Consider the following 13,556-nt stretch of genomic DNA (forward strand, 5'->3'; position numbering starts at 1 on the left):
CTTTCATACAGGAATTTCGGGCCCTTGAAAGGGAGAAATTCCTGTTTTTGTTAAACCACCTTTGCTTTACGGATTACTTTAGCTAATAATGACGGGAAGAATCGTTTAAGATAAACGGCCATTACTTCCTTCCCTCCAATAGCTTTTTGATTTTTCCGTTTTTGAATAGCATAGAGCATTTTTTTTGCAAAAACATCCGCAGGCATACCTTTTCTTGTGGCATCATCCATAGTGCCTTGCTGTGAGCCATCTCCGGTTACTGCATGGATAGAAATATCGGTCTGTATAAAACCGGGACAGATAATAGTAACCAGTATTTTATAATCATATAATTCCGCACGTAGAGCATCAAAAAAGCCATGTAAAGCGTGTTTTGCGGCTGCATATCCGCTTCGCATAGGGGCTCCGAATATTCCCATAAGGCTTGATACAACAGCAATCTGCCCTCCGCCATTGCTGACCATGTAGGGAATCACTGCTTTAGTAAGGGCAGCTGTTCCAATAAAATCAATATCCATTAGACGTTTATCTACCTCTATATCCGTTTCTATGGCTAAAGAACGCTGGGATAGTCCGGCATTGTTGATAAGAAGGTCAATCTTTCCAAATTGTTCTATTGCCTTTGCTGCAATAGCGGGCATATCTTTATAGTTCATGAGATCTAAAGGAAGCACAGCATACCGTTCAGCAGAAAGGCCTGCTTTTTCAGCAACGGTATATAATGGCTCTTCTTTTCTTGAGGAAATAATGATTTTGGCATTACTATTTAGGGCAAGTTCCTTTACCAAAGCTTCTCCAATTCCTGAAGAAGCTCCTGTGATCCAGATGACCTTGTTGTCAAAATATCGGTTCATATCTACATATCAGTATTTTCAGGTAAATTATTTCAATCCGGCAATATATTTTCCGGCCTTCATTCCGGAGAAAATACATCCTCCAAGAAATGTTCCTTCAAGCGCACGATAACCATGCATTCCGCCACCGCCGAATCCTGCGGCTTCTCCTGCAGCAAAGAGTCCTTCGATAATGCTTTCATCTTGTCTTAAGACCTGTCCGTTCAGATTAGTCTTAATTCCGCCTAATGTTTTCCTGGTCAGAATATTAAGGCGTACAGCGATCAATGGTCCGTTTTCAGGAGAGAGTATTTTGTGCGGAGCGGCAACCCGACCTAGCTTATCACCTAAATAATTGCGCGTATTTCTGATATAGTTAACCTGAGTGTCTTTTGAAAACTTATTGTCAAGCTCCCTGTCTCTTGCCTCTATCTGTGATTTTATATAATCATAACTCAGGAGATGATCGCCTGACAATATATTCATTTGATCTACCAGTTCTTTCAGATTATCGGATACAATAAAATCTTTACCATGTTCTTTAAATGCTTCTACAGGCTCCGGAGCCTTTTTCCCAAAGATTCTTTTCAGAAAAAGAGAATAATCTTTATTCGTAATATCCGGATTCTGCTCAGAACCGGAAAGGGCAAATTCTTTTTTAATAATTTTTTGGGTAAGAATAAACCATGAATAAGAGAAACCTGTTTCCTGAATATATTTCAAGGTCCCCAGTGTATCAAATCCCGGAAGAAAAGGAGCCGGCAGCCGTTTTCCTTTAGCATCAAACCATAGGGAAGAAGGTCCGGGTAAAATTCTGATTCCATGGTTAGGCCATATCGGATTCCAGTTTTGTAAACCTTCCGTATAATGCCACATTCTGTCGCGGTTAATAATATCAGCACCTGCATTCTCTGCAATTCCGATCATTTTCCCGTCTACATAAGCGGGAACTCCACACACCATATTTTCGGGCGCTTTTCCTAATCTTTCGGGCCAGTTTTTTTTTACCAACTCATGATTGGCGCCAATTCCACCGGAAGCGATGATAATATTTGACGCTGTATATTCAAATTGTGAAATAATATTTCGGTTTGTCTCAGCACCTCTTTCTTTATCATCATTCTCAAGAATGTCTCCTTTGACACTTTTTACATTTCCATTTTCAAGGATCAGTTCTGTTACTCTGCGTCTGAACTTCATTTGCAGCAATCCTTTTTCCTTAGCCTGGTAGGCTTTTTCCACAAAAGGCCTTATAACACCTGTTCCGGTTCCCCAGCTCACATGGAAGCGGGGAACAGAATTCCCATGACCGGTTGCTGATCCGTCACCACGTTCTGCCCAGCCTACCATGAACATCAGTTTGATTCCCAGCTTAGAAATGTATTCATATTTTTCACCTGCAGCAAATTTCAGATAGGCTTCAGCCCATTTTCGGGGCCAGTAATCTTCTTTGCGGTCAAATCCTGCTGTGCCTTTCCAGTCCTGTAAAGCCAGTTCATAAGAATCTTTAATTCCCATTCTCCGCTGCTGAGGTGAATTGATCAGAAAAAGTCCTCCAAATGACCAGAAAGCCTGGCCTCCAATATTTTCTTCTGTTTCCTGGTCTAGTAAAAGGACCTTCTTCCCGGCATTGGTAATTTCCATTGCAGCAGTAAGCCCGGCAAGCCCGGTTCCTACAATGATGGTATCAGGCTGAAATGTTTCTTCTATATTCATGGACTGAAATTTTTGTTCTAAATACTTATATAAATGTATAAAATATTTGTATTCACAGAGGATTAGAAGCAGCCAAATATCAATCTTAAATTTGATTTAAAGGATATATAGCCATGTTCTTTTATTCTATGATCTCAACTTCCATCTTAGCTCCTAATTCTTCCAGTTGCTGGCAATGATAATCCAGCCATTTATAATAGCCTGTCGTAAACAAAATCCTGTCGTTTTTACTTAAGGCCAAAGCTTCTGATCCGGAAAGTTTATGTTCCTTTTTCAGCAAAGCAATAATCTTTATTTTATTCGGACCGATATCGGTAATGTATAAATTGGCTTTCCGCCAGTCAGATTCACTGGTTTCAGTTTCTGCGTTTTCCTCATCCATTTCCGGATTATTTTGAATCGCCTCTAAAACCTCTTCCCAAAAAGGATTTTCTATGTCTTTATATTTTGAAAAATAATCTGCCAATGCATTTTTATCAGATCTTACAGAAAAGGTATCATCCACTATTTTCTGAAAAATGTCTAAGCTCTCAGCTATTTTTAAAGGCTCCCAATATCCCTGGCCATGATAGGCAAAGTACACAGGAAAGCCCTTTGATTCCTCTTTTAAACTGATAAAAAACGGATCAGCAAAATAATTAACAGCCAATACAACCCAATCTGGTTTGAAATCCCCGGGATTATTTCCGGTAAGCACCTTATTCTCAATAGAATTGTAGTGGTAGCCTTCCTGAAAATAATAGATACGGTCTGCTGCAGCATAGTTCTCAGGAAGCATAAGGCCCTCTGTAACAACTTTTTTGTCCAGAAAATTTATTATAGCCGGATGAGAAATGATGTGCTGAAATAAAACCTCATTTTTTTTCATTATCTCCTCTTGATCTTTAGTAGATAGAGTGGTCTGCTCTCTGTCAAAAGGGAATTTTCGCTGCATCCAGTGCATCAGATCACGGTCCAGAACTTCCAGCATTTCTTCCTGTAACGTACCATATGAACTTAGATACACTTTAGTATCGTTTTCTTTTTTGGAGATAACAGCAACCTGTCCACCTGAATCATCTGCAACAGGGATGTAATCTGGAAGGAATTCTTTAAACTGATACGTATTGTATCGTTCTTCGATATCTTCTTTGGTACGGAGTACACGCACCATATCATAAACGATCTCATCTTCAAATTTTTTTGTAAAGTTTTTTATAAATTCAAACCAATGAGCGGGAGGGCTTACTTTCATAGACGTACAATAGTATTATGCTTTTCGGGGATTTATGATCAGGAAACCTTTTATTATCCATAATCATCACTAAGGTACAAAATGCGGATCCATTTTTAATATTTCTTTTAATTTTTTACTTTCAATTTCCAATTTTGAACTTCTTATTTATCTTTGTGAAAAATAGAATATGAAGTATTTGTTTATCATTGCGTGCTTTGTCTGCTCTACATTCAGTCAGGCACAGCAAAAATCTGATCCATGGAAAGACAGCCAACTTATGGATCCTGCACTTCTTGCATCCAGAATTGAAAAAAAGAAAACAAAAGATCTGGTTATTATCTCGGTGGGGCCTGAAGCTATTATTAAAGGTTCGGTAGATATAGGGCCTACCCATGAACCTGAAAACCTTGAAAAACTAAGAAATTATCTTAAAAATGTCCCTAAGGATAGAGAAATTGTAATCTATTGCGGATGCTGTCCTTTCGTAAAATGTCCAAATATTCGTCCGGCATTTAATCTGCTGATGGAAATGGGGTTTAAAAATGTAAAACTCCTTAATCTTCCTAAAAATATTAAAACAGATTGGCTAGATAAAGATTATCCTACAAATGACTAATATGAAGATGCGTTTTACAGTATTCCTTTTAATGATCATTTCCGGATTCGCTTTTGCCCAGAATACTAAAATAGAAGTAGGTAAGAAAGCTCCTGAAATTACAATGGCTAAAGCAGACGGAACCTCGTTTTCTCTTTCTACACTGCAAGGAAAGCTTGTCTTAATAGACTTCTGGGCTACGTGGTGTGCGCCATGTGTGGAAGAACAGCCGGAACTGAAAGCATTCTATGATACGTATGCTGATCACGTGAAAAACAATAAATTTGAAATTCTGGGTGTTTCTCTGGATAAAAATAAAGAAAGCTGGCAGAAGGCTATAGACCGTTTTGGTATTAGCTGGATTCAGATCAGTGATTTGAAATTTTGGAAAAGTCCGGTTGCAAAAACATATGAAATTGATGAACTTCCCTTTAATGTTATTATCAACGGGGAGGGAATGATTATTGCCAAAAATCTTCATGGAGATGAGCTCAGTATATTTTTAAAGAAGACTTTACAATAGCATTAAATATTTTAATAAAATATAAAAGAGTGACAGTAATTGCCACTCTTTTGTATTTGTGTATTAGAATCTAAAGCTTAATAATTGTTTTAAATTATTGCATAGTATACATAAGAAAGATCATTATGAGGGAAATAATGATCTCTTTTACATTTAATGATTATTTTTTTTAATCAATTCTGGTAAGAACAATTCTATAGGTACGGCTTACGTTTCCGTTATTAGTTACATTAATAGTTCCTGCAGAAGGCATTGCCAAGGCATAGTTGAGAGCCGTATTATTGCCTCCATCCTGGCATCCTGATATTCCAGTCCACTCAACAACAATGTTTGTTCTTACAGTTTGTGTGAAAGTAGGGCGGGCAGGCGGAGTTCCGTTAGTGACATATCCAATCTGTCCATTAAGTCCAAAATTATTATTAAAAGAGAAGTTGTGAACTAAAAATTCAGCAGTGCTATAATTAACACAAGCATCACTTACAATAACAGTGGCTTTATAGATTCCCTGGGCCAGTCCGGTTATCAATGTACCTACACCTGCTGAGGCTACGGTTACCTGGTTAGATGTTAATCCACCATAATTAGAGGAAGGGGATGCTTTCACTACAACTCCTGTAGGGTCTACATAAATTGGCGCAATTACAGTTGAGCCCGTAGCCTGGCTTACTGTTCTCAGTCGGGTCGTTCCGTTCACATCTAGTACGTTAGTGGGAGTCCCAGTTCCAATCCCGACATTGCCAGTTCTGATTGAAATAGCTCCTGCTCCCGAGTTTGAACCAACAGCTCCTCCTAAAGAAACATCACCATTATCATTCAATACCATTCTGCGGATATTATTCACACGATCAATGATTTCAAAAGAATTGGCAGAACCTGTTGTTCCACCTGTAGTGGGAGATATTCCCCAGGCAGAAGTGGTTGAGCTAAAACGGGACTCGCCACCATCTACGTGGAGCTTTCCGGCCGGAGTATTGGTTCCCACTCCCAGACTTCCTGTAGGGGTTACCGTAACGTCATTGGCTTGTTCAGCTGCTGTAGGAGTGCCTGTTGTGGGATTATCTTTCGCGGCATCTATGGTAAAAGCACCCTGTGGATTTGGAGTATTAATACCTACCTGTGCATTAATTTTAATGCAAAAAGATGTAGCAGTTATTACAACTGATAGAAATGTTTTTTCATATTTTTAATGATTTAGGTTAAATGAAGCTTTGGTTTACATTGAATGCAATATAATAAATTATCATAATATTTCTATATTTAGAGATTTAATTAACATTGTACTGAAAGAAAAAAGGGATAGGTAAAGATTACCATTATTCCGCAAATTATATTTACGACGTAAATAAATCCTTCGTATACGTCTAATAGTCATTGGTCTGCAAAATAATACAATCAGTTATCCTGATGTATATTTTTGTTTCATGAAAAATAATTTCTTTCTTCGTTTTGCGCTGTCAGTTATTTTACTGATGCATAGTACAATGTCTATTTTCAGTGGTGATGTCAATAATTTTGGACTACAGTATCTGGATGCCATAGGATTTAGTCCGGTAGGGCTTTATATAGCATGGACAGTCAAATTAACTCATCTTGTCTCTGTACCTTTGCTCTGGCTGGACCGATACATCAAACCGGTAGCCATCTGTAATATTTTGATTTTTGTTTTTGGGATTTACTATGTCCATTGGCAAAATGGCTGGTTCGTAGTAGGAGGAGGGACTAACGGCGCTGAATTTAATTTCCTGCTGATATTTTGCTTTCTGAATCTTATGTTTCCAAAAATTCGTTTAAAAAAAACATCATAAATTCTATCGATGAAGCGTTCTGCAGAAAGAGAGAATTAAGTTTAAAATGATCAGATAAGTAAAAAATAGGGTAGTTTGTAGATGAATGGCAGGATTTCGTAGCTTTTATCTTTTTATCTTTGGCTTAATGGTATTACTTTGTATTCTTAAAACTCTATACGCTTGAAATCTGATAAAAAATCCAAGTTACAGATTCATTTGCTGTTTTGGATATTGTATTATATGCTGGAGGCTTATCTCGACTTTTACTGGTCCAGATATCAGTTTCCGGATTTCAAATGGCAGCTTCGGATTCAGAATACACTTGTTCTGGAGCTGGGATATCTTCTGATTAAAATTCCGCTTGCTTACAGTCTGCTGTATGTGTATGAGAAGATGAATATCAGAAGCTTTTTCAAATATGTTCTTTACATAGTGATCATCGTGGCAGCTGTCTTCGGACACCGTTTTTTTACGCATTATATCATTTATCCTTACATCTATGGTATTATAGAAACGTTGGATGGCAAGCAGCCGTCAGGATATATGAATGGGTTTGTGGTATTCAATTCATTTATGGATCTTATTTTTATGGTAGGATTGGTCTTTGGTGTTGAGATAACAAGACAGAAAAACCTTCTGAAAGAGCAGTTTTCACAGTTGAAATCAGAAAAGCTGGATCAGGAATTAACAATGCTGAAGGCTCAGATCAATCCGCATTTTCTGTTCAATACACTCAATAACATTTATGGAATGGCTTTAAAAAAAGCCGATGAAACACCTGATGTCATTCTGCAGCTTTCAAAAGTGATGAGGTACAACATCTATGAAGCAGCAGAAAAAACCATTTCTCTGGAGAAAGATATTGAAAACATTAAGGATTTTATACAAATTCAGAAAATCCGCCACCGCCAACTTACAGTAGATCTTACGGTAGATATGGATAATCCTTCTCAGAAAATTTCTCCTCTTATATTGATTCAGTTTGTGGAAAATGCTTTTAAACATGGTGTTTCAGAAAGCCTGGGAGAAAGTTTTATTCATATTGATATCCGGCTGAAAGACGGAATCCTTACTTATTTTATTGAGAACTCAAAAGAAGAAAGATCTGTAGAACATTCAACTAAAATAGGAGTAAAAAACATCCACAGACAGCTTGAACTGCTTTATCCCAAACACACTCTTTCTGTTGAAAATAAAAGAGACCGTTATATTGTAAAACTAACCATAGATTTCCATGATACATTCAACGCCTAAAAAATACAACTGCATTATTGTAGAAGACGAACCTATTGCCGCTGAAATTCTGGAAAACTTCATTTCCAGAGATAAAGAGCTTAATCTGGTAGGGAAGTGCGCTGATGCAGTATATGCCAGCAGTCTTCTTACTATTCATGAGGTAGACCTTATGTTTCTGGATCTTCATCTTCCGGTAGTGAAAGGTTTTGATTTTCTGAGGAAATTGAAAAATCCCCCATTCGTTATTGTCACCACAGCCTATCATCAGTATGCTGTAGAGGGCTATGAGCTGGATATTGCTGATTATCTGATGAAGCCTATTCCGTATGATCGTTTTCTGGCAGCTATAGGAAAATTCAAGTATTTAATGGAAGCGGAAGATGCTTTACTTGAAGTTGCAGACCGGGAGCATATTTTTATCAGCAGCGGAAAAAAACAGGTTAAAATTATTCTTCAGGATATTTTCTATATTGAAAGCTTAAGGGAATACATTAATATTCACACGAAAGCTGAAACATTCACTTTTAAAATGCCAATCAGTAAAATAGAGGAAAGTTTGAACCCCAGGCTTTTTACCCGCATTCACAAGTCTTATATTATTTCCAAATCAAAAATTGACATGAAGTCTGCCAGCATCATTCAGATCAATGGGAAAAAACTTCCGATCGGCAGAACCTATAAGCCCTCACTGGAGCTTTAAATACTTTAGAACAAACAGTATAAATCATGGATTAAATAATTTATATTTTTAGTAGACGCTACTCAGCCGTTGATATATAGCTTTCTCCATAATCTTCACTAATTATTGAATTTTGATAAAACAATAAGAAAAATCAATAATTATGAAATACAAATTGAAGCTTCTGAGCGTGGGGGTTGCTTTTTTCATGGGAAGCGAAACCTACTTCAGCCAGGGCAGGCGGGACACCCTTAAAACACAGAATATTGAGGGAGTTGTAGTGACCGCTTTAGGAATTAAAAGAGAAAAAAGATCTCTTGGCTATTCTACGCAGGAAGTGAAAGGTGAAGATATCAGCAAAAATCCTACTACCAATTTCCTGAATAACCTTTCAGGCAAAGTAGCAGGCCTTGAGATCAGACAATCTACCAATTTTGGAGGTTCTGTAGATGCAGTGTCCAGAGGCTACAAATCTATTCTGGGAGATAACCAGGCTCTTTTTGTTGTGGACGGAGTTCCAATTATCAACAGGAACATCAATTCCAGTGTTCAGCAAAACGGATTTGGAGGTTATGATTACGGAAGTCCTGTTTCAGATATCAATCCCAATGATATTGAAACGATAAACGTTTTAAAAGGGGCTGCTGCAACCGCTTTATATGGATCCAGAGCCCAAAACGGAGCCATTATTATCACAACAAAAAAAGGAAAGAAAAATACGCAGGGTATTGGTCTGGAATATAGCGCAGGTATTTCCGTATCTACCGTAGATCAATCTACATTCCCTGAATACCAAACTGAATATGGACAGGGATATTGGGGAAACCATTTCCAGTCTTATGAAGGCGGTCCTTTGGCTTTTACATTACACGATGCTTCTTATGGAGCTCCTTACGATCCTAATCTTATGGTTTGGCAATATGATGCCTTTATTCCGGATTCCCGGAATTTCGGAAAACAGACTCCCTGGGCCATTGCCAAAAACGGCCCGGTAACTTTTTTCGAAAAAGGGATTAACCGAACCAATACTATTGCACTGAGTGGCGGAAGTGACATCGCATCATTCAGATTGAGCTATTCCAATACTTATGCAACTGATATTTTTCCTAATTCTTCGCTCTCAAAGAATAATTTTGGAGGAAATGCTTCTTATAAGATCACAGATCAACTTACTGCCTCCATTTTTGCCAATTACATTGTGCAAAGTACCAAAGGAAGAAATACAACAGGATATGGAGATAATATCATGGGGAGTTTCCGCCAGTGGTGGCCCACGAATGTAGATATTAAGTATCAGAAATACCTCTATGATACTTTTAATAAAAATTATAGCTGGAACATCAAATCTCCTGTTAACCTGGCTCCCAATTACTGGGACAATCCTTATTTTGTAAGGTATCAGAATTACCAGAATGACAAAAGAGAACGTTTTGCGGGGAACTTCAGTCTGAACTACGATCTATCAAAAAATATTAATATTCTGGGAAGAGTAGGTATTGACGGTTATAATATGATTATTGAAGAAAGAAAGGCAGTAGGCTCGGTTCCCGCATTTTTCAGTTTCAATCCTATAGAACAGCCTTCAGGATATGCGGTGACCAACCTCCGTTTTACGGAAACCAATTATGATCTCATTGCGACTTATAAAAAGAATATCACTGAAGATTTAAATGTTCAGGCCCTCGCAGGAGGAAATATCAATGTACAGACCAGCTATTCCAATGCACAGACTACATCTGGAGGACTTTATATTCCGGGGCTTTATACCATTGCCAACTCGGCATCATCCCCTGCAAGACCCCTCATCACAGATACCTCCAAATATATTTACGGGGCTTTTGTTCAGGCTTCTTTAGGATATAAAAATACCTATTATCTTGAAGGAACTTTCAGAAGAGACCAGTCTACAGCACTCCCAAAAGCAAAGAATGCCTATTATTATCCTTCCGTTTCGGCAAGTTTTGTATTTTCCAATGTACTGAAACAGCAATGGATGAGTTTTGGAAAATTCCGGGCCGCTTATGCTGAAGTTGGTTCTGATACTGCTGCGGATCAGCTGCGGAATAGGTTTACCGTGCAGACCTCATTTGGAAACAATCCTGTATATTCCTACAATACCACATTGAGAAATACTGATCTTCTTCCTCAGAAATTGAAAAATTTTGAAGCAGGAACTAATATGCAGTTTTTCAAAAACAGAATCGGGTTTGATCTGGCGTGGTTCAGAAATATTGCATCTGATCAGATTCTGCCACTTCCCATATCACTCGGAACCGGTTCCGGGGCTAAAATTCAGAATACAGGAGAACTTACTACCAAAGGGGTGGAGTTATCTCTAAATACCGCTCCGGTGCGGCTCAATGATTTTACCTGGGAAATGGGACTCAACTGGTCCAATCCCAAAACTAAAGTGACCGCTTTACGGGAAGGAATTGAGAATATTACCATAGGTACTTTGCAGGGCGGAATTACGATCAATGCACCTCTCCATGAAGAGTACGGAAGCATTTGGGGAGCTGATTTTGTATATGACTCCAGCGGGAACAAAGTCATAGGACGAAATGGTGCTTATCTTCATACTGATGATTCTAACCATAACCTTGGAAGTTTTCAGCCGGATTTTATTGCAGGATTAACTAATTCTTTTACCTATAAAAATTTTAATCTAAGCTTTCAGATTGATTGGAAAAAAGGAGGAAAGATATTTTCCCTAGACCAGTACTACGGCTACGGAACAGGACTGTATCCTGATTCTGTTGGTTTAAATGACCTTGGAAACCCTGTCAGAAATACATTAGCTAATGGAGGCGGGGTTATTTTACCGGGAGTCATGCAGGATCCTAATAATCCAGGCTCTTATATTCCCAATACGATCCGTCTGGACCGTTCCATGTCCAGCCAGACTCTGGAAACAGATCCACCTGTGGCGGCATTTGTATATGATGCAAGCTTTATCAAACTACGTCAGGTTTCTATTTCCTATACCTTTAATAAAGATCTTTTTAAAAACATAGGGGTTCAGGCGCTTACTCTTGGATTAACAGGAAGCAATCTCTGGATTATTCACAAAAACCTTCCTTATGCTGATCCGGAAGCGGGACTTTCGTCGGGAAGTATTCAGGGATATCAATCCGGGGTTATGCCTTCCACAAGAAATTTTGCATTCAATCTGAAAGTTAATTTTTAAAAACTATTACAATGAAAAATACCATTATATTAAGTTCTTTTTTAGCATTACTGCTGGTAGGATGTACATCAGACGACGTCAATCTTGATCCCCATGTCGTCTACAATGCAAGTCCTGAACCTCTTATTACTTATGCGCAAAAGGAGCTGAGTGATTATATGACCACGCCGAGTGTTAACGAAAACAATTTCCGGCTTACCATGCAGTACTGGCAGGAAACCACTTACGTGAGTGAAAGCAATTATAATTTTACGGGCCGAAACGTCTCTAATAACGTATGGGGTGATCATTATGTAAATGTGCTTAATAATCTTAATAAAGCAAAAGAATTTATAGAACAATACCAGCCCGTTCCTTCAGAGCTCAGCACATGGCCTGCGAAGAAAAAAAATCAGTTAGCCATTATAGATATTCTGTCCGTTTATACCTTTCAAACCTTAGTTGATACTTTTGGAGATGTGCCCTACAGCCAGGCTCTTAACAATGATCTGTTTCCGCTTCCTGCTTATGATGACGACGCAAAAATCTATGAAGACCTGATCAGCCGTTTAAAAATTGATATCAATAATCTGGAAACAGAAAAGGGGACTTTTGGCCCGGGGGACATCATCTACGGAGGTGATATCGGAAAATGGCAAAAGTTTGGAAATTCGCTGCTCCTGAAGTTGGGAATTGCAATTTCTGACGTTAACCCTTCCTTTGCACAATCCAGTATTAATACGGCAATTACGGGTGGTGTTATTACAGATGAATCACAGAGCGGCCTTTTTGGATATCTTGCTGCCACTGCCAATTTTAATCCGTTATTTGAAAATCTGATTGTGAGTGGAAGAGATGATTTTTTCGCGGGTAAACCGTTTGTCAATTTCCTTAATACAACCTCAGACCCGAGAGTTTCCAAATACTTCCAGGATGTAGACGGAGAATACATTGGGCAGACTATTGGTGTAGCCGGAAATTTTACAGATTTTTCTGCTCCGGGTATTTTTGCTTATACTTTGACAACTCCGGGAAATCTCATTACGCATACTGAAGTTGCTTTTTATCTGGCGGAAGCTGCCGCAAGATTCGGAATTGGCGGAAATCCCGAAATCCTATATCAGAATGCAGTTCAGGCTTCATTCAGAGAATGGGGTCTTACCCATCAGGAGGCTCAGAATTATCTTACAGCCCATCCTTACAATGCGGGCAACTGGAAAAAATCTATTGGAGAGCAAGCGTGGGTTGCGATGTATAATCATCCTGTGGTCTCCTGGAATTTTTACCGCCGTCTGGATTATCCTGCATTACAGGCCCCGCCTACCGCCATTGCCAACGCAGATGGAAAAGTACCCGTAAGACTTCAATATCCCACTCTGGAAGCCACTACAAATGGAACCAATTATGCCAAAGCCGCCGCGGCAATAGGAGGAGATAAACTGACCACCAAAGTTTTCTGGGATATACATTAATGAAACAAAAAAACCAACAGTTGTGAATACAAACTTTTTAATAAATGAAATTTTAGACTGTCTTGATGTGCAAAGATGAGTTTGTAGATGAAGAACCTCCATTGATAGATATTTTTATCGACTCCCGATTCGTTAGTCTAAATTTACAGCAGAGAACAAAGGAGAGTCAGAGCAAACGCACAGATGATGAGAGGATATTCATTACTAAAATTCAATATTAATATAATGTGGTTGGTTTATTATTCCCATGTTGAATAATGATTTGGCTTAATGATCAGCAATGATCTTAAGCCAATTTCTTTTTATAGGAACTTCTTTATTTCTGAAATAAAA

12 protein-coding genes are annotated in these 13,556 nt (G+C 38.4%); 8 read left to right on the plus strand and 4 right to left on the minus strand.

The window, feature by feature from the left end; all coding sequences use genetic code 11:
- Window positions 1-50 precede the first annotated feature (50 nt).
- From AC27VX_RS04265 to AC27VX_RS04275, 3 genes are all read right to left on the minus strand, one after another.
- Window positions 51-854: an SDR family oxidoreductase gene (locus AC27VX_RS04265; RefSeq protein WP_488694043.1), complete on the minus strand. Its 804-nt coding sequence runs from the start codon at window positions 852-854 to the stop codon at window positions 51-53.
- Window positions 855-881: 27 nt separating this feature from the next.
- A complete protein-coding gene (locus AC27VX_RS04270) occupies window positions 882-2,549 on the minus strand; it encodes an FAD-binding dehydrogenase (protein WP_488694045.1) in 1,668 nt (555 codons plus the stop codon).
- A gap of 121 nt (window positions 2,550-2,670) precedes the next feature.
- Window positions 2,671-3,783 carry a hypothetical protein gene (locus AC27VX_RS04275; protein ID WP_488694047.1) on the minus strand — a complete coding sequence of 371 codons (1,113 nt, stop codon included), beginning with the start codon at window positions 3,781-3,783 and terminating at the stop codon, window positions 2,671-2,673.
- 169 nt (window positions 3,784-3,952) lie between these two features.
- On the opposite strand from AC27VX_RS04275, the gene AC27VX_RS04280 reads away from it, so the two are divergent.
- The gene (locus AC27VX_RS04280) at window positions 3,953-4,381 is read left to right on the plus strand and encodes a rhodanese-like domain-containing protein (protein ID WP_300691060.1); all 429 of its coding nucleotides are present in this window, start codon (window positions 3,953-3,955) and stop codon (window positions 4,379-4,381) included.
- A 1-nt stretch (window position 4,382) separates the two neighbouring features.
- Window positions 4,383-4,883, plus strand: a complete 501-nt coding sequence (locus AC27VX_RS04285; RefSeq protein ID WP_300691058.1) for a TlpA family protein disulfide reductase — start codon at window positions 4,383-4,385, stop codon at window positions 4,881-4,883.
- A gap of 169 nt (window positions 4,884-5,052) precedes the next feature.
- Here the strand turns inward: AC27VX_RS04285 and AC27VX_RS04290 are convergent, their stop codons facing one another.
- Window positions 5,053-5,724 (minus strand): hypothetical protein, encoded by a 672-nt coding sequence (locus AC27VX_RS04290; RefSeq protein WP_488694049.1) that lies wholly within the window; start codon window positions 5,722-5,724, stop codon window positions 5,053-5,055.
- A 7-nt stretch (window positions 5,725-5,731) separates the two neighbouring features.
- On the opposite strand from AC27VX_RS04290, the gene AC27VX_RS04295 reads away from it, so the two are divergent.
- The 6 genes from AC27VX_RS04295 (at window position 5,732) to AC27VX_RS04320 (ending at window position 13,223) form a co-directional block, all read left to right on the plus strand.
- Complete coding sequence (locus AC27VX_RS04295) at window positions 5,732-6,070, plus strand: hypothetical protein (RefSeq protein ID WP_300690826.1); 339 nt, start codon at window positions 5,732-5,734, stop codon at window positions 6,068-6,070.
- Between the two features lie 234 nt (window positions 6,071-6,304).
- Entirely contained in the window at window positions 6,305-6,688 is a 384-nt protein-coding gene (locus tag AC27VX_RS04300; protein ID WP_300690824.1) for a DoxX family protein, read from the plus strand.
- A gap of 162 nt (window positions 6,689-6,850) precedes the next feature.
- Window positions 6,851-7,924 carry a sensor histidine kinase gene (locus AC27VX_RS04305; protein ID WP_300690822.1) on the plus strand — a complete coding sequence of 358 codons (1,074 nt, stop codon included), beginning with the start codon at window positions 6,851-6,853 and terminating at the stop codon, window positions 7,922-7,924.
- Window positions 7,905-8,606, plus strand: a complete 702-nt coding sequence (locus AC27VX_RS04310) for a LytR/AlgR family response regulator transcription factor (protein ID WP_300690820.1) — start codon at window positions 7,905-7,907, stop codon at window positions 8,604-8,606. The genes AC27VX_RS04305 and AC27VX_RS04310 overlap by 20 nt, the downstream gene beginning before the upstream one ends.
- A 142-nt stretch (window positions 8,607-8,748) precedes the next feature.
- On the plus strand, window positions 8,749-11,772 hold the full coding sequence (locus AC27VX_RS04315; RefSeq protein WP_488694053.1) for a SusC/RagA family TonB-linked outer membrane protein: 3,024 nt from the start codon (window positions 8,749-8,751) through the stop codon (window positions 11,770-11,772).
- Window positions 11,773-11,783: 11 nt separating this feature from the next.
- Window positions 11,784-13,223 carry a SusD/RagB family nutrient-binding outer membrane lipoprotein gene (locus tag AC27VX_RS04320; RefSeq protein WP_488694055.1) on the plus strand — a complete coding sequence of 480 codons (1,440 nt, stop codon included), beginning with the start codon at window positions 11,784-11,786 and terminating at the stop codon, window positions 13,221-13,223.
- Window positions 13,224-13,556 lie beyond the last annotated feature (333 nt).

The organism is Chryseobacterium sp. 14P4.3.2, assembly GCF_057799275.1.

Coding starts and splice junctions, on each gene's coding strand:
- AC27VX_RS04285 (WP_300691058.1), top strand. CDS start 4,383: ATGAAGATGCGTTTTACAGTATTCCTTTTAATGATCATTTCCGGATTC.
- AC27VX_RS04310 (WP_300690820.1), top strand. CDS start 7,905: ATGATACATTCAACGCCTAAAAAATACAACTGCATTATTGTAGAAGAC.
- AC27VX_RS04315 (WP_488694053.1), top strand. CDS start 8,749: ATGAAATACAAATTGAAGCTTCTGAGCGTGGGGGTTGCTTTTTTCATG.
- AC27VX_RS04295 (WP_300690826.1), top strand. CDS start 5,732: ATGATTTCAAAAGAATTGGCAGAACCTGTTGTTCCACCTGTAGTGGGA.
- AC27VX_RS04265 (WP_488694043.1), bottom strand. CDS start 854: ATGAACCGATATTTTGACAACAAGGTCATCTGGATCACAGGAGCTTCT.
- AC27VX_RS04320 (WP_488694055.1), top strand. CDS start 11,784: ATGAAAAATACCATTATATTAAGTTCTTTTTTAGCATTACTGCTGGTA.
- AC27VX_RS04280 (WP_300691060.1), top strand. CDS start 3,953: ATGAAGTATTTGTTTATCATTGCGTGCTTTGTCTGCTCTACATTCAGT.
- AC27VX_RS04275 (WP_488694047.1), bottom strand. CDS start 3,783: ATGAAAGTAAGCCCTCCCGCTCATTGGTTTGAATTTATAAAAAACTTT.
- AC27VX_RS04300 (WP_300690824.1), top strand. CDS start 6,305: ATGAAAAATAATTTCTTTCTTCGTTTTGCGCTGTCAGTTATTTTACTG.
- AC27VX_RS04270 (WP_488694045.1), bottom strand. CDS start 2,549: ATGAATATAGAAGAAACATTTCAGCCTGATACCATCATTGTAGGAACC.